Source organism: Streptomyces sp. Ag109_O5-10 (genome assembly GCF_900105755.1).
Classification (GTDB): domain Bacteria; phylum Actinomycetota; class Actinomycetes; order Streptomycetales; family Streptomycetaceae; genus Streptomyces.
This window is the reverse complement of record NZ_FNTQ01000001.1, coordinates 3458191-3477586: the sequence shown is the minus strand read 5'-3', so window position 1 is coordinate 3477586 and position 19396 is coordinate 3458191. Positions and strand designations below refer to the sequence as shown.

The following is a 19396-nucleotide window of genomic DNA, read 5'->3' as shown; positions in this document are numbered from 1 at the left end:
GCAGCTCGAACGGTGCCTCCTGCCGCCGCAGGTGCCGCAGCTCCACCCGGTCGTCAGGACCCGCGGACGGCGGCGGCACCGACCCAGCGGTGGTAGGCGTCCACGTCGACGTTGCTGCCGCACACGACGGTGACCACGTGCCGGCCGGCGAAGCGGTCGCGGTCTTCGAGGACCGCCGCGATGCCGAGCGCGGCCGACGGTTCCACGACGAGACCGGCGTGATGGAGGAGCATCCGCATGCCGGCCATGATCGACTCCTCCCGGACCAGGACGGCATCGTCGGCGACCAGGAGAAGGTCGTCCAGGACGGCCGGGACGGGACACCGGCCGGCGACGCCGTCTGCGATGGTGTCGGCCGAGTCGGTGACGACGACACGCCGCTCGCGCCACGAGCGGGTCATCGCGGGTGCGCCCAGCGGCTGGACGGAGATCACCTCGACACCGGGCGCCAGAGCCTTCACCACGTGCCCCACACCGGTGGCCAGCGCCCCGCCGCCGAGAGCGATCAGGACGGTGTCGAACGACGGCGCGGTGCCGACCAGTTCCAGGCCGATGGTCGCCGCGCCCTCGCAGGTCTCGATGTCCAGGCTGTCCTCGACCAGCCGGATGCCCTCGCGGCGCGCGACGGCCGCCGCCCGCTCACGGGCCATTTCGTGATCGCCGTCCACCAGTTCCAGCCTGGCCCCCAGCGCGCGGATGCGGTCGAGCTTGGCCGCGGTCGCGAAGCGCGACGCCACGACGGTCACGTCGAGTCCCCGGACCCGACCGGACCAGGCGAGCGCCTGGCCCAGGTTGCCCGCGCTCGCACACACCGCGGCCGCTTCCCCGCCCTCGGCGAGCCGGCTCGCGACCACTTCGGTGCCGCGGCCCTTGAAGCTGCGGACCGGGTTCGCCGTTTCGAGCTTGATGCTCACCCTGCATCCCAGACCGGGTTCCAGCGCCTCACAGCGGTACAGCGGAGTGTCCAGGAAAACCGGGTCGATCACCCGGCGAGCCGCCCGGATCCGAGCCGTGTCGAGACGTGTCCCCCGCATGACACGGCAGCGTAGCGCCGCCGGCGGGGTGCTGGGGTGGTGGAGCCCCGGCCGAGGCGAGGGCCGTGGTGTCACATGCCACGGCAGGCCGTGGCCTTGAACCGCGTCAGGGGGACGACGGCTGTGAACTCGTCGCCGTCGTCCGAGAAGTCGTCGTACAGGACTTCTCCCGGCGCGAGCCGGTCCCGGTCGGCCCGGGTGAAGAAGACGTTCCCCGCTGACCAGGAGTTGTCCCTGGTCCAGCCGTAGAGGGAGTAGGTGGTCCCGGCGGTGAGCGGGGCGAGCGCCCGGGTCGTGGTCCAGCCGGCGGCGGGAGAGTCGAGGGGCCAGATGACGAGACCGGCCTTGTGCGGGCGGGCGGACGTCCACGAACCGACCGTCACCGTCTTGTCGGGGCCGTCGCTGTCCACGTAGAGGGTCGCGCCGTCGATGTGATGCCCGCAGATCATCATGACGCCGAGCAGATGTCCGTCGCCGGTCACGGAGACACCGGCGACGGCGTCGACGGGAACCGTGCACCCGGACGCCGCGGCCAGGGCGACGCCGGCCACGACGGCACCGACGAGGCGCCGGAACACCGGCCGTGAAATGGCCAACCGCACGGTCCCCCCCCGTCGCCCGGGGGGCTCCCCACCCCCTGCCCCCGGATGCTAGGGGCGAGCGCCGTGGGGTGGGCGGCGTCGCCGCCCACCCGATGCACGCCTGTTGCCGCCCCGTAGCCACGGCCGCCGGGTCGGCCAGGTGGCCGGGTCAGCAGCCAACGGCGTCGTTGCCCGGGGCCTAGTGCCGCAACAGGCAACGTTCGCCCCGTCACGACGCCCGGCACGCACTCTCGCCGCACCAGCCGAAAGCCCAAGTACATCCAGTACGAGGACTTCCGGCCGGCACGCCGAGAGCACGCACCGGACGCCGCTCCTTGACGGGCAAACGTTGCCTGCCGCGGCACTAGTCAGGCGCTCAGCCGCTTTCGGTCACCCATCACCACGACCGGGTGACGACGGGGATCGAGGGTGCGCAGCAGGGTCTTCATGCCGGACTCGGGAACGGTGACACAGGCGGACGTGCCGTCGCCGTGGTCCAGGTGCAGCCATATGCCGCCGCCCTTCTCCACTCCGTCGGGGCGGCTCCAGTCGAACGGCGGGACGCCCTTGAGCCGGTTGTAGTTGATGGCGATGACGTAGTCGAAGTCGTGGACGTGCTCGTCGCCGTCCTCGATCATGGAGGCGAAGGCGTTGTCGTCGTACCAGTAGCGCAGGCGGCTGCCCGGATCGTCGAGCGATCCTCCCGCATCCGTCACGGAGAACACGCCGACGGGACTGCGCTCGTCGTCCATGCGATGGTCGGTCGTCCAGCCCAGTCTGCCGTTGTGCGCGGGCCAACTGCCCTGGCGTTTCCAGGCGGTGCCCTGTTTCTCGTAGAGCACGACGGTGCTCTCGGCGGAGTCCGCGTCGTCGCCGTAGACGACCACGGCCTGGCGGGCGTCGGCCGGTACGCGCTTGCCCAGGCGGCTTCCCACGCCCGGAAGGCGCGGGCCCGCTTCCGTGCCCGGGGAGCCGGACGCGGCCGGGTTGTTGACACCCGGTGCACCGACGTGACTCCTGTGCCCGTCGGCTCCGGCGCACGCCGTGGTGCCGGCCAGCAGCAGCCCGCAGGCGAGGGCCGCGGGTATGGCATGACGCGCCCCGCCGCGCCGCACCGGAGGAGAACAGGGCCGTATCTGGGAAGTTGTCCGCATGACAGGGATCTTGTGGCGGTCCGCCCGGGCCCGCACCCCGAGGACGCCATCCGGCCTAGCGGCCGGGCGGGCCGGCGGGTCAGGGCGGAGGCGAAGTGCCGTCGGCACAACGGGATCCCAGGTGTGCACGAACGGAAGACCCCTTCGGTCGTCCCGACGAGGGGTGACGCCACCGTGCATCGTGGTGTGCGTGCTCGGTGGTCAGCCGGCGTTGCCGAGGACTGCGGCGGCTGCTGTGCGGAAGTCCTTCACGGCCTCGTAGAGGGCGCGTTCCCGCGCGGCGGCGAGAGCGGTGTCCGCGGGCTTCCCGGAGGTGTCCCCCGCATGGGCGTTCCGCACCATGCGGCGCATCACACCGGAGAGCTCGCCGGACCTGCGCGCCACGCGGTCGGCTGCTTCCGCCGTGGAAGGGGGGCCTTCGAGCATGACGACTTCCGCGGCGCGGTGGACCTCCCGAGCCAGGGCGACGAAACGGTGGACCTTCTCGTCCACGTCCCGCAGGTCGGGAGCCTCGGGCCGCAGTGCGTCCAACACCGCGTCCATGGCGATGTCCCGGTGGTCGCGTAGGCATCCCTGCGGTGCTGCCGGCGCCACTGGCCGGACTGCGCGCGTGCCGTCGCACGCCCGTTCACCGTCGCGGCACCGAGGGTGGCGAGGGAACCTACGGCGGAGCCGAGCAGCGCGGAGAGTCCTGCATCCATGGCCTCCATACTGTCCTTCGCCGCCGGCCCGCCGGCAGCGAAGTACGCGGTCCGCGCCGGTTGTTGGGTCACGTGGGTGGGGGTGGCAGGGGCTGCTCCGTCCAGACGGTCTTGCCTTCGTGGGTGTAGCGCGTGCCCCAGCGCTCGGTGAGCTGCGCGACCAGGAAGAGCCCGCGTCCGCCCTCGTCCGTGCTGAGGGCCCGCCGGAGGTGCGGCGAGGTGTGGCTGCTGTCGGACACCTCACAGATCAGGCAGTGCGTACGGATGAGGCGCAGGGTGGCGGGGCCGGTCGCGTACCGGTAGGCGTTGGTGACGAGCTCACTGGCGACCAGTTCGGTGGTGAACGCCAGCTCGGTCAGCCCCCATTCGGTCAGTTTCACCGCCGTCAGCTCCCTGGCCCGGGCGGCTGCGGTCGCCTCCAGAGGCAGCTGCCACGAGGCGACGTTCTCCGGCGGCAGCACCCGGGTGCGCGCGATGAGCAGCGCGATGTCGTCGATGGGCCGGTGATCCTTGGGCAGCAGCGCCTCGACCACGGCGTGGCAGGTCTGCTCCAGAGGTTCGGTGACATAGCCGAGACACGTGTGCAGGTCCTTCAGCGCGGCGTCGACGTTCCCGTTGCGCGCCTCCAGCAGACCGTTGGTGTACAGCGTGAGCAGGCTGCCCTCCGGGAGGTCGAGTTCGTACGTCTCGAACGGCAGGCCGCCCAGGCCCAGCGGCGGCCCCGCGGGCAGTTCGAGCACGGTCACCTCGCCGTCTGGGGAGGACAGCAACGGCGCCGGGTGGCCGGCGCGCGCCAGGGAGCAGCGCTGGGAGATCGGGTCGTAGACGGCGTAGAGGCAGGTGGCCCCGACGACCTGCTCGATCGCCATGTGATTGCCCTCGGCGTTCGCCTCCAGCTCGGCGGCGAGCAGGCTGACCAGATCGTCAAGGCGCGCGATCACCTCGTCCGGTTCCAGGTCGAGGCTGGCCAGGGTGCGCGCAGAGGCCCGCAGCCGGCCCATCGAGGCCGCGGCGTGGATCCCGTGGCCTACCACGTCCCCCACGACGAGGGCCACTCGGGCCCCCGACAACGGGATCACGTCGAACCAGTCGCCCCCGATCCCCGGCTCCCCGCTCGCGGGCAGGTACCGGCAGGCCACCTCCACGGCCGGCAGGTCGGACGCCACGCTGGGCAGCAGACTGCGCTGGAGAGTCAGCGCGGCGCTCTGCTGCTGGGTGAAGCGGCGCGCGTTGTCGATGCACACGGCCGCACGCGAGGTCAGCTCCTGGGCCACCGCGGCATCGTCGTCCTCGAACGGCTCCGCATGGCGCGACCGCCACAGGCTCACCACGCCCAGGACGAGGCCGCGCGCGACCAGGGGCACCGCGATCAGTGAATGAACGCCGAGACCCGAGGCGATCTCGATCCGCCGCCGGTCCATGGCGTACCACTCGGGGCGCAGCGACAGCAGCCCTTCCAGGATCGGGCGGCGCTCGGCCAGGCACCGCGCCTGCGGCGAGTCCGCAAGCAGCGGGACCACCTCGCCCTCCTGGTACGGCACCCGCGGTTCCGGCGGCGCGAGGGCGGCACGGAGCAGCGGGCCCGCCGACTCCGCGACGGGTTCGTCGCCGAGCGTGACCGATGTGAGGAGGTCCACCGAGCAGTGGTCGGCCAGGCCGCGGACGGCCACCTGGGCCAGTTCCCGAGCGGTCTGTGTCACATCGAGTGAGGTACCGATCAGGCTGCTCGCCTCGTTCAGCAGCGCGAGCCTGCGTTGCGCCCGGTGACGGTCGGTGACGTCCTGGATCGTCTCCGCCACACCGAGAACGCGGCCCGCGGAGTCCTCCATCCGGAAGGCCGAGACGGACACGATCCGTTCCCGGCCGGGGTCGTGGCGTGCCCGGGCGGACTGCTCAGTGAAGATCAACGGCTCGCCGGTCTCCAGGACGTGCCGTACCCGGTCGTCGGTCGGACCCGCGTCCTCGCCGACCATGAACTCCGAGGGGTGATGGCCCACCGGTGCCTCGGCCGGGACGCCGCTCGCCTTCTCGACGGCGCGATTGACCCGGATCACCGTCCTGTCCGGGCCGTAGGTGACCAGACCGATCGGGGAGCGGCGGTACAGGCCGTCCAGCAGCGCGCGGTCCCGTTGCCAGGCGATGACCTCCGCGGCCGGAGCACCGACCAGGAGCCACTCCTGACCGCCCCCTTCCCGGGTGATCACGCGGGCCCGGAAGCCCATCTGCACACGGTGCCCGTCGCGGTGCCGGACGGGCAGCACACCGAACCAGCCCCCCGCTTTCACGGCGTCCACGACGACCGACCGCACGACGTGCAGGTCCGCGGCGTCCACCAGGACGTCCTGCCACGCCCGGCCGAGCACCTTGTCGGCCGGGTAGCCCAGCAACTCCTGCGCACGTGCGCTCCAGCCGACCACGGTGCCTCGCGCGTCGAGCGCGGCCGAGGCGCCGCGCCCGAGCGCGAACGGGTCCTCGGGACTCTCGCTGAAATGCGCCGAGGGCATCCCCATGGCCATCACCTTGCCTCCGTGCCTTCGATGGTCCTCCCCGCGCCCTCCGTCCGCGACTCTCCGCTCGACCCGCCGGAAACCGTAGGGGGCGGTCGGGTCCCGCGCGGCCTCACATCCGGGATCTCGGCACGTGGACCGCACAGCCCGGCGCGGAGGGGTCGAAGCCGTGCTCGGTCAGCCAGCGGCCTGTCAGCAGGCTGCGCGACGACCACCACGCGTGGATCACGTCGAGGTCGGCGCCGTAGCCGGCGAGGACGTCGCCGAGGTGCTCCTCGTGGCCGAGCGTGAAGGTGGCGAGGTCGTACAGGGCATCGCCCCGGCCCGCCTCGGACTAGGCATTGATGCCCGTGACCTCGTGGCTGTCGATGGTGCCTGTGACCTTCGTGGCCGTTGATGGTGCCTGTGACCTTCGTGGCCGTTGATGGTGCCTGTGACCTTCGTGGCCGTCGATGGTGCCTGTGACCTTCGTGGCCGTCGATGGTGCCTGTGACCTTCGTGGCCGTCGATGGTGCCTGTGACCTTCGTGGCCGTCGATGGTGCCTGTGACCTTCGTGGCCGTCGACGGTGCCTGTGACCTTCGTGGCCGTCGATGGTGCCTGTGACCTTCGTGGCCGTCGATGGTGCCTGTGACCTTCGTGGCCGTCGACGGTGCCCGTGACCCTCGTCGCCGTCGACGACGACGTGCGCGATCTGCAGGTCGCCGTGTGTGAACGCCGCAGGCCACGGCCGCGAGCCACGGCTGCGGAAGCCGGAGCGCCGCGACGCGGCCTCGGCGACATGGCGGTTGCGGGTGACGAGGCCTGTGGGCGCGACGCCGTCGCGCACGAGCGCCTCGCACTCCCGGGCAGTGCGGCGAACGCGAGCACGGGCGGCTTGCGCCGGAGGACCTCCAGGGTCGGGACCGGCGCCGGCGCCTCGACCTCGGCATCGACCCGCGCCTGATCGGCGTCCACGTTCAGGACCACGTCCCGGACGCGCAGAGTCGCGCGCTCGGAATGGCGACGACTCTGACCTCATCCGTGGCCGCAAGTGTCCCGGGGGGCTGACCGTGCTCAGAGCCGGCTGTACTTGTCGATGTCCTCGGTGAACTCCTCGATCGTGTGCGGGGTGAGAGTCGGCCGGGTGTCACGGATGGCGGCCATGTAGTCCTCGGTGGTGGCCGCTCGCCCCTGGCGGTGCGTGACCTCGTACTCGAACGCCGCCTGCGCACCCTTGCGGGCGGCGAACTCGATGTCGGCGGGGGTGAACAGCTCGCTGGCCTCGACCAGTTGGCCGAGATCCACCGAGTCGCCCGTGGACCTGAGATAGCGGGCCCAGATCGCCGCGCGGGCGGTGGGGTCCGGCGGGCCGATGGGGATGACGTAGTCGAAGCGGCCCGGCCGCAGGAACGCCGCGTCGAGGGAGCGCACCGAGTTGGTGGCGCAGGCCAGCAGCCGCGCGTCGTGCTCACGGAAGACGGGGATGAGCTTGAGCAGTTCGTTGGTCACTCCGTGCCCGGGGTCGACAGCCTTCCCCGAGCGCACGCCGGCGATCTCCTCGACCTCGTCGATGAAGAGCAGCACGGCGTCCAGTTCCGCCAGGTCCGCGAAGGCCTCCCGCAGCGCCACGGCCAGCCCCTCGCTCGTGTCGGCCGCGAGCCGGGAGGGGAAGAGCTCGACGAACGGCCAGCCGAGCCGCGAGGCCACCGCCTTGGCGAAACTGGTCTTTCCGGTGCCGGGCGGACCGAACAGGATGATCGACTTGGGTGGCACGACGCCGTAGCGGTCCGCCAGCGCCGGCTCGGTCAGCGGCAGCACGACACGACGTTCGACGATCTGCTTCTCCCGGTCCATGCCGGCCATGGCGTCCCAGAGGCCCTCGGGCAGCATGCGGCCGCCCAGCGCGGCCAGGACGTCGGCGTTGGCGGTGCCGGGCGGCTCGAGCTTCTCGTAGTAGGTCAGGTCGGCGCGGGACCGGTAGCCGGAGTTCTCCAGAGCCTTCGTCCCGGCGGCGCCGGCCGGCAGCAGGGCACTGACGTGGCGCACGCCCAGTGCCCGTAGACGCCGTTCCAGCTCGGTGAGGAGCGCGCTGCCGATCCCGCGTTCCCGCCATCGTGCGGCGAGTGCCACCAGCAGGATCCATCCCCGCTTGTCGTGGGCCTGCGCCACGGCCATGCCCACCAACTGGTCACCGACCACGGCGACCACCGCCGTCTGACCGGCCTTGGCCGCGGCCATCACCTCGGAGACCGGAAACACCCGGTGTTCGTCGGCCTGCCGGCTCTGGTCCCAGATCTGGATGGCCTGGTCGAGATCGTCGTCGTGATAGTCACGCAGATGCCAAGCGGGCATCGCCATCACCTCACCCGGCGCGGAACTCCCATTTTCCCCCATGGTGTGACATGCAGCGAGCCCGATCGTCCGGCCGACGAGCCGGCAGCCGTGGTCGCCGGGCGGCGGCGTCCGCCTGCCGGGCGGCCACGGGCTGACGTGACCCGCGCGGGGCCGGGGAGCGCGGTGTCGGAGGGCGCGGGAGCCGGGGATCGCGGGGTCAGAACCAGTGCGGGCAGTGCGGCGGGCGGTCGGCGCGGACGAGGGCGTCGGCGAGGGCGGCCGCGTCCGGGTGGTGGGCTCGGACGTGTGCGGCGCGTACGAGCGTGCTCGGGGCGGTGCCGCCGAGGTACAGGGAGCCCAGGTCGCGCACGTCCAGGGAGAGGTCGGGCTGCCGGTCCGTGGGGACGCGGTACCTCGACCGAGCCGCTGTCACCCCCGCTGTCCGACCCGTTGTCCGGGCCGCCGGCCCGCAGGTCGGCGAGCTGTCGCCGCATCATCGCGGGCCGCCGGCCCGCAGGTCGACGAGCTGTCGCCGCATACTCGCGCTGAGCACGCCCCGGCGCCGGTGTGAGGGCAGGACGCCTACGGCGGTCACTCCGGCGGCCGGGACGAGGGTCCCACCGGGCAGGTGAGCTCGGGCGGCTGGTGTCCGGCCACAGTGGAGTGCCCCCCGTGGCCGGGGCAAGCGAATACGGCCAAGCCCGCGGCCGGAGACGGCACGGCCCGGTCCGAGTCCGGCACAGGCGCACGGCCCGGCCGGGTGGCAGGCGGTCGCCGGTCACCGGGATGACGGCGGCAACGAGCCGACATTCAGGGCGACTTTTCCCTGCCAGGCAACCAGCGCCGGCTTCCGCCCCTTTTCACAGAGGGCACACAAACACCTCCTTCCGTGCCCCAAGACGTGCACGACTCGTCCCGACCAGACGCAGAAAGAGCACCCATGACCAGACACCACCCCACCGCTTTACGGCGTTCGGCGGTCATCGCCGCTGCCGCACTCACCGTCGGCGCCGCCGCAACCCTCGCCGCGCCCGGCGCGGGAGCGGCGACACCGGCGGGCACGCCGAAGCTCGAACTCATCGCCGCCACCCCCGCGGTGACCGTCGACCGATGGGAGGGCGAGCCGGGGGTCTACCTGGACCTCGGCACTTACCTCACGGTCGACGGGGGACCGTTCGAAGTTCGGGTGACGCGCAAGTCCTACAACGACCCCGTCGTCGCGTCGCAGGTGATCCACTCCGGCGGCCGGACGATCACCAAGACCCTGCCGAAGGGTCTGGTGAAAGACTTCTCGGGCCTGCCGGGCTTCCTCAAGGTCAGCATCAGCGACGCGTCGGGCGTGAAGAAGGTCGACACCACGCAGTCGTTCTGCCCGAACAACCGGGCCGGCCGGATCCGGCCGGACGCCCCGGCCACCTCGAAGTACCCCGACGGCTGCTCCGACAACCCGTTCGCGCTCGGTGGTGTGTGGGGTGTCGAGAAGGGCTGGGCGGCCGCCACCTCCCAGGGCTTCCGTGGGGACAACCCGATCGACCTGCCGGCCGGCGTCTACACCGCCAAGGTGTCGGTGGCGAAGAAGTACCGCGACCTGTTCGGGATACCGGACAAGACGCAGACCATCCAGGTGACGGTCCGCCAGCAGGACTCCGGCGGCGGCCAGGGTCGGGCCGGCGCACAGCGCGGGCGGAAGGGCGCGTCGAAGAGCCTGAAGGCGCCCGCCGGCCGCCCGGTCGGCAAGGTGGCCGTCGCCGCCGACATGCCCAAGCCCGACCTGCGTGCCCTCCCCGCGTACGGCATCGCGATCACCGACGGGGGCGAGGGCGGAGAGGGTGCCGTCGCCGGCAAGGACTACCTCGCCTTCAGCGCCACCGTCTGGAACGGCGGCCCCTCGCCGCTGGTCGTGGACGGGTTCCGCAAGCCCGGCGCGGAGAAGATGGACGCCTACCAGTACTTCTACGACGCCAAGGGCAAGCAGGTCGGGTACACGCCCACCGGCACCATGGAGTGGGACCCGCGGGAGGGCCACCAGCACTGGCACTTCAGCGACTTCGCCAGCTACCGGCTGCTCGGTGCGGACAAGAAGGAGATCGTCCGCAGCGGCAAGGAGGCGTTCTGCCTGGCCAACACCGACGCCATCGACTACACGGTGAAGAACGCCAACTGGCACCCGTACAACACCGACCTGGCCACCGCCTGCGGTGAGGAAACCGCCGTCTCGGTGCGCGAGGTCCTCGACGTCGGCAACGGCGACACCTACAGCCAGTACCGCCCCGGTCAGTCCTTCGACGTCACGGACCTGCCGAACGGCACCTACTACATCCAGGTCATCGCCAACCCCGACAACCGGCTCAAGGAGCAGAGCACGGCCAACAACGTCACCTACCGCAAGGTCGTCCTCGGCGGCACGCCGGGCGCCCGCACAGTGACCGTGCCGAAGTACGGCCTCATCGACGCCCCCTGATCATCTGGCGGCGGGCGGGGGCAGGCGCCTCCGCCCGCTCACCGGCAGGCCGCCGGACGCCGGACGCCGGTCCGCGGCTCCGCCACGGCCCGTTCTGCCCGGACACCAAACCGACCGCGCACAGCGCGGGGCGCACCGCCTGCGGCCGGCACGCTCCGTCGGATCGAGCAACGGGTCGAAAACCGGTGGTCATCCGAGCTGGCCGATTCCACGCTGTACGCCATGGAAGAACCGCTCCACAGGATTCGCGCGCTCCACACGGCGTCCACGATCACCGTCTACCAGGCGTACTCGCCCGAGATCGGACTGCCCGCCATCCGGGACGGCCGTTTTCCGGCAGCGTGGAAGCCCGACCGCATGACGTGGATCAAACCCAGTTTCATGTGGATGATGTACCGCTCCGGCTGGGGCACGAAGGAGGGGCAGGAGACCGTCATCGCCGTCGAGATCAGCCGCGACGGCTTCGACTGGGCACTACGCCGTGCCTGCCTGTCGAGTTACTTCCGCGGACTGCATCCCGACCGTGGCACGTGGCAGCGTGACCTCAAGCGCGCACCGGCCCGTGTCCAGTGGGATCCCGAACGCGATCTGCACCTGCGTCCCTTGCCACACCGCTCGCTGCAACTGGGGCTCTCGGGAGAGGCGTCGGCGCGTTATGCGGACGAGTGGATCGAGTCCATCAGCGACGTGACCCCGCTCGCCCAGGAGATCCACTCCCTCGTCAAGGACGGCGAACTGGACTCAGCCACCCGACTCCTCCCTCAGGAGCGGGAATATCCCGCCGGCGCAGAACTCCTGACCCATCTGCGTCCCTGACCGGCAATCCGCGCACACCAGCCGACACCACCCCGGGTCACATGCAGCACAGGTCTGTGAACGCCGGGTGAGCCGGATCAAGCCGCGTTGGCAAACCTCCACGGAGCAGGACCGGACCAGGACTGCCCTGCTCCGGTAGCAGCGCTCACCACGGCATCGCCTCAGCCCGGTCACGCCTCGGCGCTGCCACCCCCTCCTTTGCCGCCCGATCGACGGGGGCCGAGGGACCGCGGACCGATCAGAGCACCGCAAGTGATTTCCGTATGCGCCGCGATGCGCCCTCGTGCGTGATCCACCTGCTCAGGGTCTCCAGTTCGAGCCGTGCTGTCCGGTCCCCGATCAGAGCCAGGGCGACAATGCCCGCCTCGGCCACCCGAGGGGCGCGGGGAGCGTCTCCGGACCGATGGTCCAGGGAGGTCTCGACGAGGCCGGCGAGGGCATGGACGGTGTCCGTCCGGGGTGGAAGGAAGGAGAGCATCCAGGCGAGACCACGCAGCACGTGTGAGTTGTAGGGGTCGAAGCACACGTTCACATCGAACGGGAGATGCGGATGACCGAGAAGCGGGAGCGTCCGGTCACGTCCGACCAGTTCGAACCACCTCAGCACCGCGCGCCGCGCCTCCTCCGGGCCTACGGCGTCCAGCAGGGCCGATCCGGCGTTTCTCCACTTCGCGGAGGGGACGTCGGCCGTCGCGGGAGCCGCGTGCTCCAGCAGTCGCTGCCACGGCTCTCCTCGGGCGGCTGCATCCCGGAGCGCCGTGTCGGCCCACGGTTCACCAGGGTTGAGCGTCGGACCGGGGTAATGGGCCAGCAGGTTCCGCATCCCGGGTTCCCTGCCGTTCGCGGCCGCATGTGTGCGCCGTACAGCCGGCAGGTGCACGGCCGCACCTGTACGCCGGAAGACGGCCAGGACGGCCGGACCGGGATTGCGTCCGGCGGCGAGTTCCGCATCGGCCAGCTCCCAGATCCGGTGGCCGGACCAGACGACGAACTGGTCCTCCAATCCGGAGAGCACGTCCTGGCGTTCGGCAGCCAACAGGTCTCCGTCAAGGTCACGGACGACACCGGAGGCGACCATGAGCAGTTCGGTGCGGAGGTATCCCGAATCCCGCCCGAACTCCTCGGCCGAACAGTCGTCCTCCACGTGGGCGTACCAACGGGCCCACATGCCACCGAGCTCCAGCCGGTCCTGGTCGGACAGTCCGCGGAGAAGCTTCATGTTCTCGGACCCCACGCCGGTCATGGAGCCGTTGTGGCAGGCGGCCCGCAGGACGGCGCGAGACAGTTCCGGAAGACTGCCACGCTCGGCGAGGGCACGGAACTGAGCGGCCTGTTCTGCCAGGACCTTGGTGTTCGCCATCCATCTGCTCATGGCGGCAGAGTAGGACGGGCCACTGACACCGCATCGTCACCCATGAGGGGAGGAGGGTCAGATCCGGGCGCAGGCCTCCGACGGCAATGAGGCAACGGTTTCAGTGCTGGGGTCGGCGCTACTCACGTCGGTGCTCTCGCCGCATTGGCCGACGCCTCGGTCGAGTGGGGGCCGAAGCGACGGCTCACGTCAGTACCAGCGCACTTGGCCGGCTGCTCCACAGCCCGTGGAGGCGGCGTGGCGGAGAACACGGAGCGGGCCGTCAAGAAGTTCGTCCGCGTCGTGGTCGGGGTCGTCCCCCACACCGGTCATCCACGCGGGAGAGGCCGTTCCGCGGCCGGGTCAGATTGGCTGCGGGGCCGGTGGCAGGAGTGCCCGTAGCGGGCCCGTGTCGGGGTGGTCGGCCAGCGCGGCGGCCACCGCGGCGTGCAGCGCGGCCTCCGTGCCCGTCTCGCCGTCGAGGTCCGGTGCGCGGGTGCCCGTGGCCGCCGCGAGTTCCCGCACCAGCGCCCACAGCCGGGGCTCGTCGGCCTCCGTGACCGGGATGCCGGGCGGGTCCTCGCCCATGGGGGTGCGGAGCATGAACATCCCTCGGACGACCGGGACCGCCAGCAGCAGGGAGACGATCACGATCTTCCCGGCGAAGGCGTCGGGCGCCCACGTCACCGCCGCCACGTCGACGACGGCCGCCACCGCCAGCAGAACGAGGCTCAGCAGATAGAAACCGCAGAGCAGGACAAGGGCGCGCAGCGCCCGCAGAGTTGCGCCCATCGGGCAGATCCTCCCACCAACGGAAACCAACCGGACTCAAGCGCCCCGACGAGCGCTGCGGGTACCCCCGGCCGACGGCTGGGGGAGGAACCGCGCGATCAGCCCCCGCTCACCCCTCAGCCGGCACGCGACGTGTCTTTCGTCGGCCCCCTCAGCTGTGCAGCGTCGCCGGGCTCCCGCCGTTCGCCTCGTAGCCCGCCACCGCCAGGGCGCGGAAGAGGGCGAACTCGGCCGCCGGGTTCGCCGACAGCGTCCAGGGCAGGGCGCCGACATGCCCGTCGACCCGTATCAGCTCGCCCATGGCCTCCGCCCAGCGCTCCGAGCGGACCAGGAAGAAGACCAGCAGGTGACGGACGTGCGCGAGCATCGGGTCGTCCTGACGGGCCGAGTGCACCGCGTGCAGGGCGCCGTGCACGGCCTTGGTGACGACCTCGCTCTGGTAGAAGCTCACCACCAGGTTCACCTCGGGCAGGTGCTCGAAGACCGCGAACAGCGGCATCGCGGCCAGCAGCGAGCCCTGCGGGGCGCGGGCGGCGGCGGCCTCGGCGAAGGAGTACGCCAGCTCGCGCGAGCCGTGCCACTTCTCGCACCAGTAGTGCAGCGCCGCGAGGTGCGCTCCCATGTGCGTGGGCGCGCGGTCCAGGATCTTCAGCCACAGCTGCTCGAACTCCGGCTGCGGGTAGTTCAGCCCGCGCGCCACCGACAGCTCGACGATGTACGGCACCGGGTCGCCGGGAGAGAGCAGCGCGGCCTGCCCGCAGGCGTCCCTGGCCTCCTCCATGATGATCCGGAAGTCGTCGGTGCCGGGCACCGACGTCCGCCACGCCTGCTGCACCAGGAACTCCGCGTGGACGGCGGCGCCGCCGGCGTCCTTGGGCTGCTCGGCCCGCCAGACCCGCAGCCACTGCCCGCCAGGCGTCTCGCTGACCCCGCCCGGCCGCTCCTTGAGCTCCAGCGCCGCCGCGCCGGCGAAGGCCTGCACGCGCTGCCAGCGCAGCTCGCCCGCGATCTCCGTGCCCGCGAGCAGCTGCGAGGCCGCCCGGTAGTCCTGGGTGCGCTGCACCACGTCGAGGACGTCCAGCAGGTCCTGGTCGGGGCCGGGCATGCGGATGTCCAGGTCCTCCTCCCGCACGAAGCCGTAGTCCGCCGGGTCGGCGGCGTCCGGGTGGCTCGGGTGGACCTGCTCGATCATGCCGCGCCGCCGCCGCAGGACGGGGAGCAGCACGAAGCTCAGCAGGAGCGCCGCCATCAGGGCCCAGAGAATCGCCATGCGCCAAGCGAACCAGACGGCGCCGACAATTGGCCAACCGGTGCCCTGACCTGTGGACAACCGGCACCGCGGCCTGTGGACGAAGCGCCGGGGCCGTCCGGGCACTAGGCTCGTGAACCATGAGCGACAGGCACCACATCAGTCAGCACTTCGAGACGCTCGCCATCCACGCGGGCAACACGGCGGACCCCCTCACCGGTGCGGTCGTACCGCCGATCTACCAGGTCTCGACCTACAAGCAGGACGGCGTCGGCGGTCTGCGCGGCGGCTACGAGTACAGCCGTAGCGCCAACCCGACCAGGACCGCCCTGGAGGAGAACCTCGCCGCCCTGGAAGGCGGGCGGCGCGGGCTCGCGTTCGCCTCCGGGCTGGCGGCCGAGGACGCCCTGCTGCGCACGCTGCTCAGCCCCGGCGACCACGTGGTCATCCCGAACGACGCCTACGGCGGCACGTTCCGGCTGTTCGCGAAGGTCGTCTCCCGGTGGGGCGTGGAGTGGTCCGTCGCCGACACCAGCGACCCGTCCGCGGTACGGGCCGCGATCACCCCGAAGACCAAGGCGGTCTGGGTGGAGACCCCCTCCAACCCGCTGCTCGGCATCACCGACATCGCCGCCGTCGCCCAGGTCGCCCACGACGCCGGTGCCCGGCTCGTCGTCGACAACACCTTCGCCACGCCCTACCTCCAGCAGCCGCTCGCGCTCGGGGCGGACGTCGTCTTGCACTCGCTGACGAAGTACATGGGCGGTCACTCGGACGTGGTCGGCGGCGCGCTGATCGTCTCCGACCAGACGCTCGGCGAGGAGCTGGCCTACCACCAGAACGCGATGGGCGCGGTCGCCGGTCCCTTCGACTCGTGGCTGGTGCTGCGCGGCACCAAGACGCTCGCGGTGCGCATGGACCGGCACAGCGAGAACGCCACGCGGATCGCCGACATGCTGACACGGCACGCGCGCGTGACACGGGTCCTGTACCCGGGCCTGCCCGAGCACCCGGGCCACGAGACCGCGGCCAAGCAGATGAAGGCGTTCGGCGGCATGGTGTCCTTCCGGGTCACAGGGGGCGAGGAGGCGGCCGTCGAGGTCTGCAACCGAGCGAAGGTGTTCACGCTCGGCGAGTCCCTGGGCGGTGTCGAGTCCCTGATCGAGCACCCGGGACGCATGACGCACGCCTCGGTGGCCGGCTCCGCCCTGGAGGTGCCCGGCGACCTGGTGCGTCTCTCCGTGGGCATCGAGAACGTCGACGACCTGCTGGAGGACCTCCAGCAGGCGCTCGGCTGATCGTTTCACCTGTCGACGACTGGTCCACCGGCGGACGACTGGTCCACCGGCGGACGACTCCACGGGCGGACGGCCGGTCCACCGACGGCGGACCGGTCCGCCGGCCGGCGCTCGGTCCTACCAGCCGACGATGGGTGGAGTCGTCGTGGACGGCGGCTCCACCCACGGATGCACCGTCGCCGCCCAGACCGTGAACGCCACGGCCGCCGCGCCCAGCAGCAGCCACAGCAGGCGGCGGGCCCTGCGCCGGCGCCGCAGCATCCGCCCGCCCCGGCGCAGTACCTCGCCGTAGAGGTCGGGCGGTACCGGCGGCGGTGTCCGGTCCATGACCCGCCGGGCCGCCGCCTCGCGCTCGACACGGTTCACGACGGTGCCACCTTCGCCCCGAGTACCGCGGGCGCCGCCTTCCGCGGCGGATGCAGCAGGGTGGCCGTCGCCCGGTCGCAGAGGGCGCGCACGCGCTCCGCGGGCAGGCCGAGCAGCGCCGCCGTCTGCTCCTCGGCGACCCCCTCGTACAGCCGCAGCACCAGGATCAGGCGCTCCTGGGGCGTGAGCGCGGCGAGGGCGCTGCGGGGGTGCGGGCGGGTGCGGCTGAGCGGACCGCCGTGCTGGTGCCAGGCGGAGTTCGCGAAGCGCAGGGCGAGGTGCTGACGGGCCCGGTCGTACGGGTCCTCGCCGCGCAGCCGGTCCCAGCCCGCGTACGTGTGCGCGAGCGCGAGGGTCAGCAGGCGCCGCGCGCGGGGGTTGGCGTCCGGCGCCTCGGCGGTCAGCAGGGTGGCGGCATGCAGCAGCCGGCCGGCCGCGCCCGCGACGAACGCCTCGAACTCCCGGGCCCGGCGGGCGTCCTGCAGAGCCTGCCGATCACGCACCGCCCCTCCTCGGCTGTGAGGGCCCGGACACGGTCACACCGGGGCCCGGTCTCATATGAGGCCAGGGCCGGGCCCTCGGTCAAGAGCCGCGCAGCCCGCGCGCGTGGCGGATATGTGCGGCACGCGCGCGTGGCGGATGCGGCGGCTGCCTGCGGGGGCCGGTCGGGGTGGTCAGGAGGCCGGCGTGGTGTCCGAGCCCGGCGGCACCGCCATCCGCGCCGACAGCGCGCTGTTGAAGCGGGTGAGCAGCGCGCAGAACGTCTCGCGCTCCGCCGGCTCCCAGTCCTGCGTCAGCTCCGCCATCAACTGGCGCCGCGACGATCGCACTTCCTCCAGCCGCGACAGCCCGCGCGGGGACAGCTGGAGCACCACGGCCCGGCCGTCCTCGGGGTGGGAGGTGCGCTTGACGAGCCCGGTGTCGACCAGCGGAGCCACCTGCCGGGTGACCGTGGACGAGTCGATCCCCATGCTCGCGGCGAGCGCCTTGACCCCCATGGGGCCTTCCTTGTCCAGGCGGTTGAGCAGCAGATACGCGGCGCGGTCCATGGAGTTGCGCACCTGCCCGACGCCTCCGAGCCGGGTCTGTTCGGCACGGCGGGCGAACACCGCCACCTCGTGCTGCAGCGTGTCGAGAAGACCGGTGTCACCGACGGTCGTCATGTCCATCGACATTTCGGGTGTTGTGGGCATGGCCGGGGGCTCGCTTCATGAAAGGAGTGCTGATGTGGGGGACAGAGTACGCGGACAGGGGGCGAGCCGTACCGGCGCTGCGCAAACCGGTCTCGGAGGTTGGTCACACCCGCGCCTCCGGCCTGTGAACTGCGAGACTTGAGTCATGAGCTACAGCACGGCTGACTCCTTGCGCCCCGTCACCCTCGACGACGTGCGAGGCGCCCAGAAGATGCTCACGGGCGTGGCGCGGACGACCGCGATGGAGGGCAGCAGGCATCTGTCCCAGTTGGTCGGCTCGCCGGTGCACCTCAAGTGCGAGAACCTCCAGCGGACCGGTTCGTTCAAGCTGCGCGGCGCCTACGTCCGGATCGCCGGGCTGCTGCCCGAGGAGCGTGCCGCCGGGGTCGTCGCCGCGAGCGCCGGGAACCACGCGCAGGGCGTGGCGCTGGCATCGTCACTGCTCGGCGTGCACTCGACGGTGTTCATGCCCAACGGCGCCCCGCTGCCCAAGATCAGTGCCACCCGGGAGTACGGAGCCGAGGTGCGGCTGCACGGCCAGGTGGTCGACGAGACGCTGGCCGCCGCCCAGGAGTACGCGGCCGAGACCGGCGCGGTGTTCATCCACCCCTTCGACCACCCGGACGTCATCGCCGGCCAGGGCACGGTGGGGCTGGAGATCCTGGACCAGTGCCCGGAGGTCGGCACGATCGTCGTCGGGATCGGCGGCGGCGGGCTCGCGGCGGGGATCGCGGTCGCGGTGAAGGCGGTCCGGCCGGACGTGCGGATCGTCGGCGTCCAGGCGGCGGGCGCGGCCGCGTATCCGCCCTCGCTGGCTGCCGGGCGCCCGGTCACGGTGGCGAACCCGGCGACGATGGCCGACGGCATCAGGGTCGGACGGCCCGGTGACGTGCCGTTCGCACTCGTCGAGGAGCTGGTCGACGAGGTCCGCACGGTCAGCGAGGACCAGCTGTCCGCCGCGCTGCTGCTCTGCCTGGAGCGGGCCAAGATGGTCGTGGAACCGGCCGGGGCCAGCCCGGTCGCGGCGCTGCTCGGCGAGCCCGGCGCCTTCGCCGGACCGGTCGTCGCCGTGCTGTCCGGCGGCAACGTGGACCCGGTGCTGCTGCAGCGGGTGCTGCGGCACGGCATGGCCGCGCAGGGCCGCTACCTGGCCGTACGGCTGCGGCTGACCGACCGGCCGGGCGCGCTCGCCACCCTGCTCGGGGTGCTGTCCGCGGTCGACGCGAACGTCCTCGACGTGAGCCACATCCGCACCGACCCCCGCCTCGGGCTCACGGAGGCGGAGGTCGAACTCCACCTGGAGACCAAGGGTCCGGTCCACTGCACCGAGGTCGGCCGGTCCCTGCGGGAGGCCGGTTACACGGTCATCGACTGAGCTCGGCGGCCGTTCCCGGCGGTAAAGGCCCAGGTCGGCAGCTGTTCAGTCACTCGTTCGGGGAAACCCGTCGACGGACGCGATACATCGCGTTATGGTGTGTCTCGTGGCCGTCGCGCCCTCTCCTGCCCGCCGTCGCCCCGGCGGAAAACCATAGGCGGACCGAGGGCCGCGTACCTAGCCTTCTCACAGCAACCCCGACG

The 19396-nt window shown here is 71.8% G+C and carries 16 protein-coding genes and 4 pseudogenes; 4 read left to right on the top strand and 16 right to left on the bottom strand.

Annotated elements, in window-relative coordinates:
* Positions 1 to 53 precede the first annotated feature (53 nt).
* The 10 genes and pseudogenes from BLW82_RS15810 to BLW82_RS46290 all read right to left on the bottom strand — a co-directional run bounded on the left by BLW82_RS15810 (position 54) and on the right by BLW82_RS46290 (position 8977).
* Complete coding sequence (locus BLW82_RS15810; protein ID WP_093499414.1) at positions 54 to 1034, bottom strand: threonine ammonia-lyase; 981 nt, start codon at positions 1032 to 1034, stop codon at positions 54 to 56.
* A gap of 71 nt (positions 1035 to 1105) precedes the next feature.
* Positions 1106 to 1630: a hypothetical protein gene (locus BLW82_RS15805; RefSeq protein ID WP_256215818.1), complete on the bottom strand. Its 525-nt coding sequence runs from the start codon at positions 1628 to 1630 to the stop codon at positions 1106 to 1108.
* Positions 1631 to 1983: 353 nt separating this feature from the next.
* Entirely contained in the window at positions 1984 to 2550 is a 567-nt protein-coding gene (locus tag BLW82_RS15795) for a L,D-transpeptidase family protein (RefSeq protein ID WP_371131346.1), read from the bottom strand.
* A 420-nt stretch (positions 2551 to 2970) separates the two neighbouring features.
* Positions 2971 to 3312: a hypothetical protein gene (locus BLW82_RS15790; RefSeq protein ID WP_256215817.1), complete on the bottom strand. Its 342-nt coding sequence runs from the start codon at positions 3310 to 3312 to the stop codon at positions 2971 to 2973.
* A gap of 226 nt (positions 3313 to 3538) precedes the next feature.
* On the bottom strand, positions 3539 to 5980 hold the full coding sequence (locus BLW82_RS15785; protein ID WP_371131345.1) for a SpoIIE family protein phosphatase: 2442 nt from the start codon (positions 5978 to 5980) through the stop codon (positions 3539 to 3541).
* A 109-nt stretch (positions 5981 to 6089) separates the two neighbouring features.
* Positions 6090 to 6311: pseudogene (locus tag BLW82_RS15780) on the bottom strand (aminoglycoside phosphotransferase family protein); the annotation flags it as partial.
* A gap of 329 nt (positions 6312 to 6640) precedes the next feature.
* Positions 6641 to 6820, bottom strand: a pseudogene (locus BLW82_RS46300) (hypothetical protein); the annotation flags it as partial.
* Positions 6821 to 7032: 212 nt separating this feature from the next.
* Positions 7033 to 8316, bottom strand: coding sequence for an ATP-binding protein (locus tag BLW82_RS15770; protein WP_218162372.1), 1284 nt, complete (start codon positions 8314 to 8316; stop codon positions 7033 to 7035).
* Between the two features lie 193 nt (positions 8317 to 8509).
* Positions 8510 to 8698 (bottom strand): annotated as a pseudogene (locus tag BLW82_RS46295) (sterol carrier protein domain-containing protein); the annotation flags it as partial.
* 87 nt (positions 8699 to 8785) lie between these two features.
* On the bottom strand, positions 8786 to 8977 hold the full coding sequence (locus tag BLW82_RS46290) for a GNAT family N-acetyltransferase (protein ID WP_371131344.1): 192 nt from the start codon (positions 8975 to 8977) through the stop codon (positions 8786 to 8788).
* A gap of 255 nt (positions 8978 to 9232) precedes the next feature.
* Between BLW82_RS46290 and BLW82_RS15760 the strand changes: the two genes are divergently transcribed.
* Complete coding sequence (locus tag BLW82_RS15760) at positions 9233 to 10753, top strand: lysyl oxidase family protein (RefSeq protein WP_093499410.1); 1521 nt, start codon at positions 9233 to 9235, stop codon at positions 10751 to 10753.
* A 222-nt stretch (positions 10754 to 10975) separates the two neighbouring features.
* Positions 10976 to 11569 carry a DUF4291 domain-containing protein gene (locus tag BLW82_RS15755; protein WP_093499409.1) on the top strand — a complete coding sequence of 198 codons (594 nt, stop codon included), beginning with the start codon at positions 10976 to 10978 and terminating at the stop codon, positions 11567 to 11569.
* Between the two features lie 238 nt (positions 11570 to 11807).
* On the opposite strand, the gene BLW82_RS15750 is transcribed toward BLW82_RS15755, so the two are convergent.
* From BLW82_RS15750 to BLW82_RS15740, 3 genes and pseudogenes are all read right to left on the bottom strand, one after another.
* Positions 11808 to 12941, bottom strand: coding sequence for a hypothetical protein (locus BLW82_RS15750; RefSeq protein ID WP_143063669.1), 1134 nt, complete (start codon positions 12939 to 12941; stop codon positions 11808 to 11810).
* 465 nt (positions 12942 to 13406) lie between these two features.
* A pseudogene (locus BLW82_RS15745) lies at positions 13407 to 13712 on the bottom strand (peptidase); the annotation flags it as partial.
* A 151-nt stretch (positions 13713 to 13863) separates the two neighbouring features.
* Positions 13864 to 14982: a hypothetical protein gene (locus BLW82_RS15740; RefSeq protein WP_093499406.1), complete on the bottom strand. Its 1119-nt coding sequence runs from the start codon at positions 14980 to 14982 to the stop codon at positions 13864 to 13866.
* 119 nt (positions 14983 to 15101) lie between these two features.
* Between BLW82_RS15740 and BLW82_RS15735 the strand changes: the two genes are divergently transcribed.
* Complete coding sequence (locus tag BLW82_RS15735; RefSeq protein WP_093499405.1) at positions 15102 to 16259, top strand: cystathionine gamma-synthase; 1158 nt, start codon at positions 15102 to 15104, stop codon at positions 16257 to 16259.
* 117 nt (positions 16260 to 16376) lie between these two features.
* Here BLW82_RS15735 and BLW82_RS44440 read toward each other — a convergent pair whose 3' ends face one another.
* The 3 genes from BLW82_RS44440 to BLW82_RS15725 form a co-directional block, all read right to left on the bottom strand.
* On the bottom strand, positions 16377 to 16625 hold the full coding sequence (locus BLW82_RS44440; RefSeq protein ID WP_177232961.1) for a hypothetical protein: 249 nt from the start codon (positions 16623 to 16625) through the stop codon (positions 16377 to 16379).
* Positions 16622 to 17128 (bottom strand): sigma factor-like helix-turn-helix DNA-binding protein, encoded by a 507-nt coding sequence (locus BLW82_RS44435; RefSeq protein WP_177232960.1) that lies wholly within the window; start codon positions 17126 to 17128, stop codon positions 16622 to 16624. Before BLW82_RS44435 ends, BLW82_RS44440 begins: the two co-directional genes overlap by 4 nt.
* A 171-nt stretch (positions 17129 to 17299) precedes the next feature.
* A complete protein-coding gene (locus tag BLW82_RS15725; RefSeq protein WP_093508064.1) occupies positions 17300 to 17794 on the bottom strand; it encodes a MarR family winged helix-turn-helix transcriptional regulator in 495 nt (164 codons plus the stop codon).
* Between the two features lie 169 nt (positions 17795 to 17963).
* Between BLW82_RS15725 and ilvA the strand changes: the two genes are divergently transcribed.
* A complete protein-coding gene (gene ilvA / locus BLW82_RS15720) occupies positions 17964 to 19193 on the top strand; it encodes a threonine ammonia-lyase (RefSeq protein WP_093499403.1) in 1230 nt (409 codons plus the stop codon).
* Positions 19194 to 19396: the final 203 nt, after the last annotated feature.

Bases quoted from the DNA above. Each gene is read 5' to 3' on its own strand.
- BLW82_RS15810 (WP_093499414.1), bottom strand. From the start codon at position 1,034: ATGCGGGGGACACGTCTCGACACGGCTCGGATCCGGGCGGCTCGCCGG.
- BLW82_RS15790 (WP_256215817.1), bottom strand. From the start codon at position 3,312: ATGGACGCGGTGTTGGACGCACTGCGGCCCGAGGCTCCCGACCTGCGG.
- BLW82_RS15785 (WP_371131345.1), bottom strand. From the start codon at position 5,980: ATGGGGATGCCCTCGGCGCATTTCAGCGAGAGTCCCGAGGACCCGTTC.
- BLW82_RS15770 (WP_218162372.1), bottom strand. From the start codon at position 8,316: ATGGCGATGCCCGCTTGGCATCTGCGTGACTATCACGACGACGATCTC.
- BLW82_RS15760 (WP_093499410.1), top strand. From the start codon at position 9,233: ATGACCAGACACCACCCCACCGCTTTACGGCGTTCGGCGGTCATCGCC.
- BLW82_RS15755 (WP_093499409.1), top strand. From the start codon at position 10,976: ATGGAAGAACCGCTCCACAGGATTCGCGCGCTCCACACGGCGTCCACG.
- BLW82_RS15750 (WP_143063669.1), bottom strand. From the start codon at position 12,941: ATGAGCAGATGGATGGCGAACACCAAGGTCCTGGCAGAACAGGCCGCT.
- BLW82_RS15740 (WP_093499406.1), bottom strand. From the start codon at position 14,982: ATGGCGATTCTCTGGGCCCTGATGGCGGCGCTCCTGCTGAGCTTCGTG.
- BLW82_RS15735 (WP_093499405.1), top strand. From the start codon at position 15,102: ATGAGCGACAGGCACCACATCAGTCAGCACTTCGAGACGCTCGCCATC.
- BLW82_RS15725 (WP_093508064.1), bottom strand. From the start codon at position 17,794: ATGGACATGACGACCGTCGGTGACACCGGTCTTCTCGACACGCTGCAG.
- ilvA (WP_093499403.1), top strand. From the start codon at position 17,964: ATGAGCTACAGCACGGCTGACTCCTTGCGCCCCGTCACCCTCGACGAC.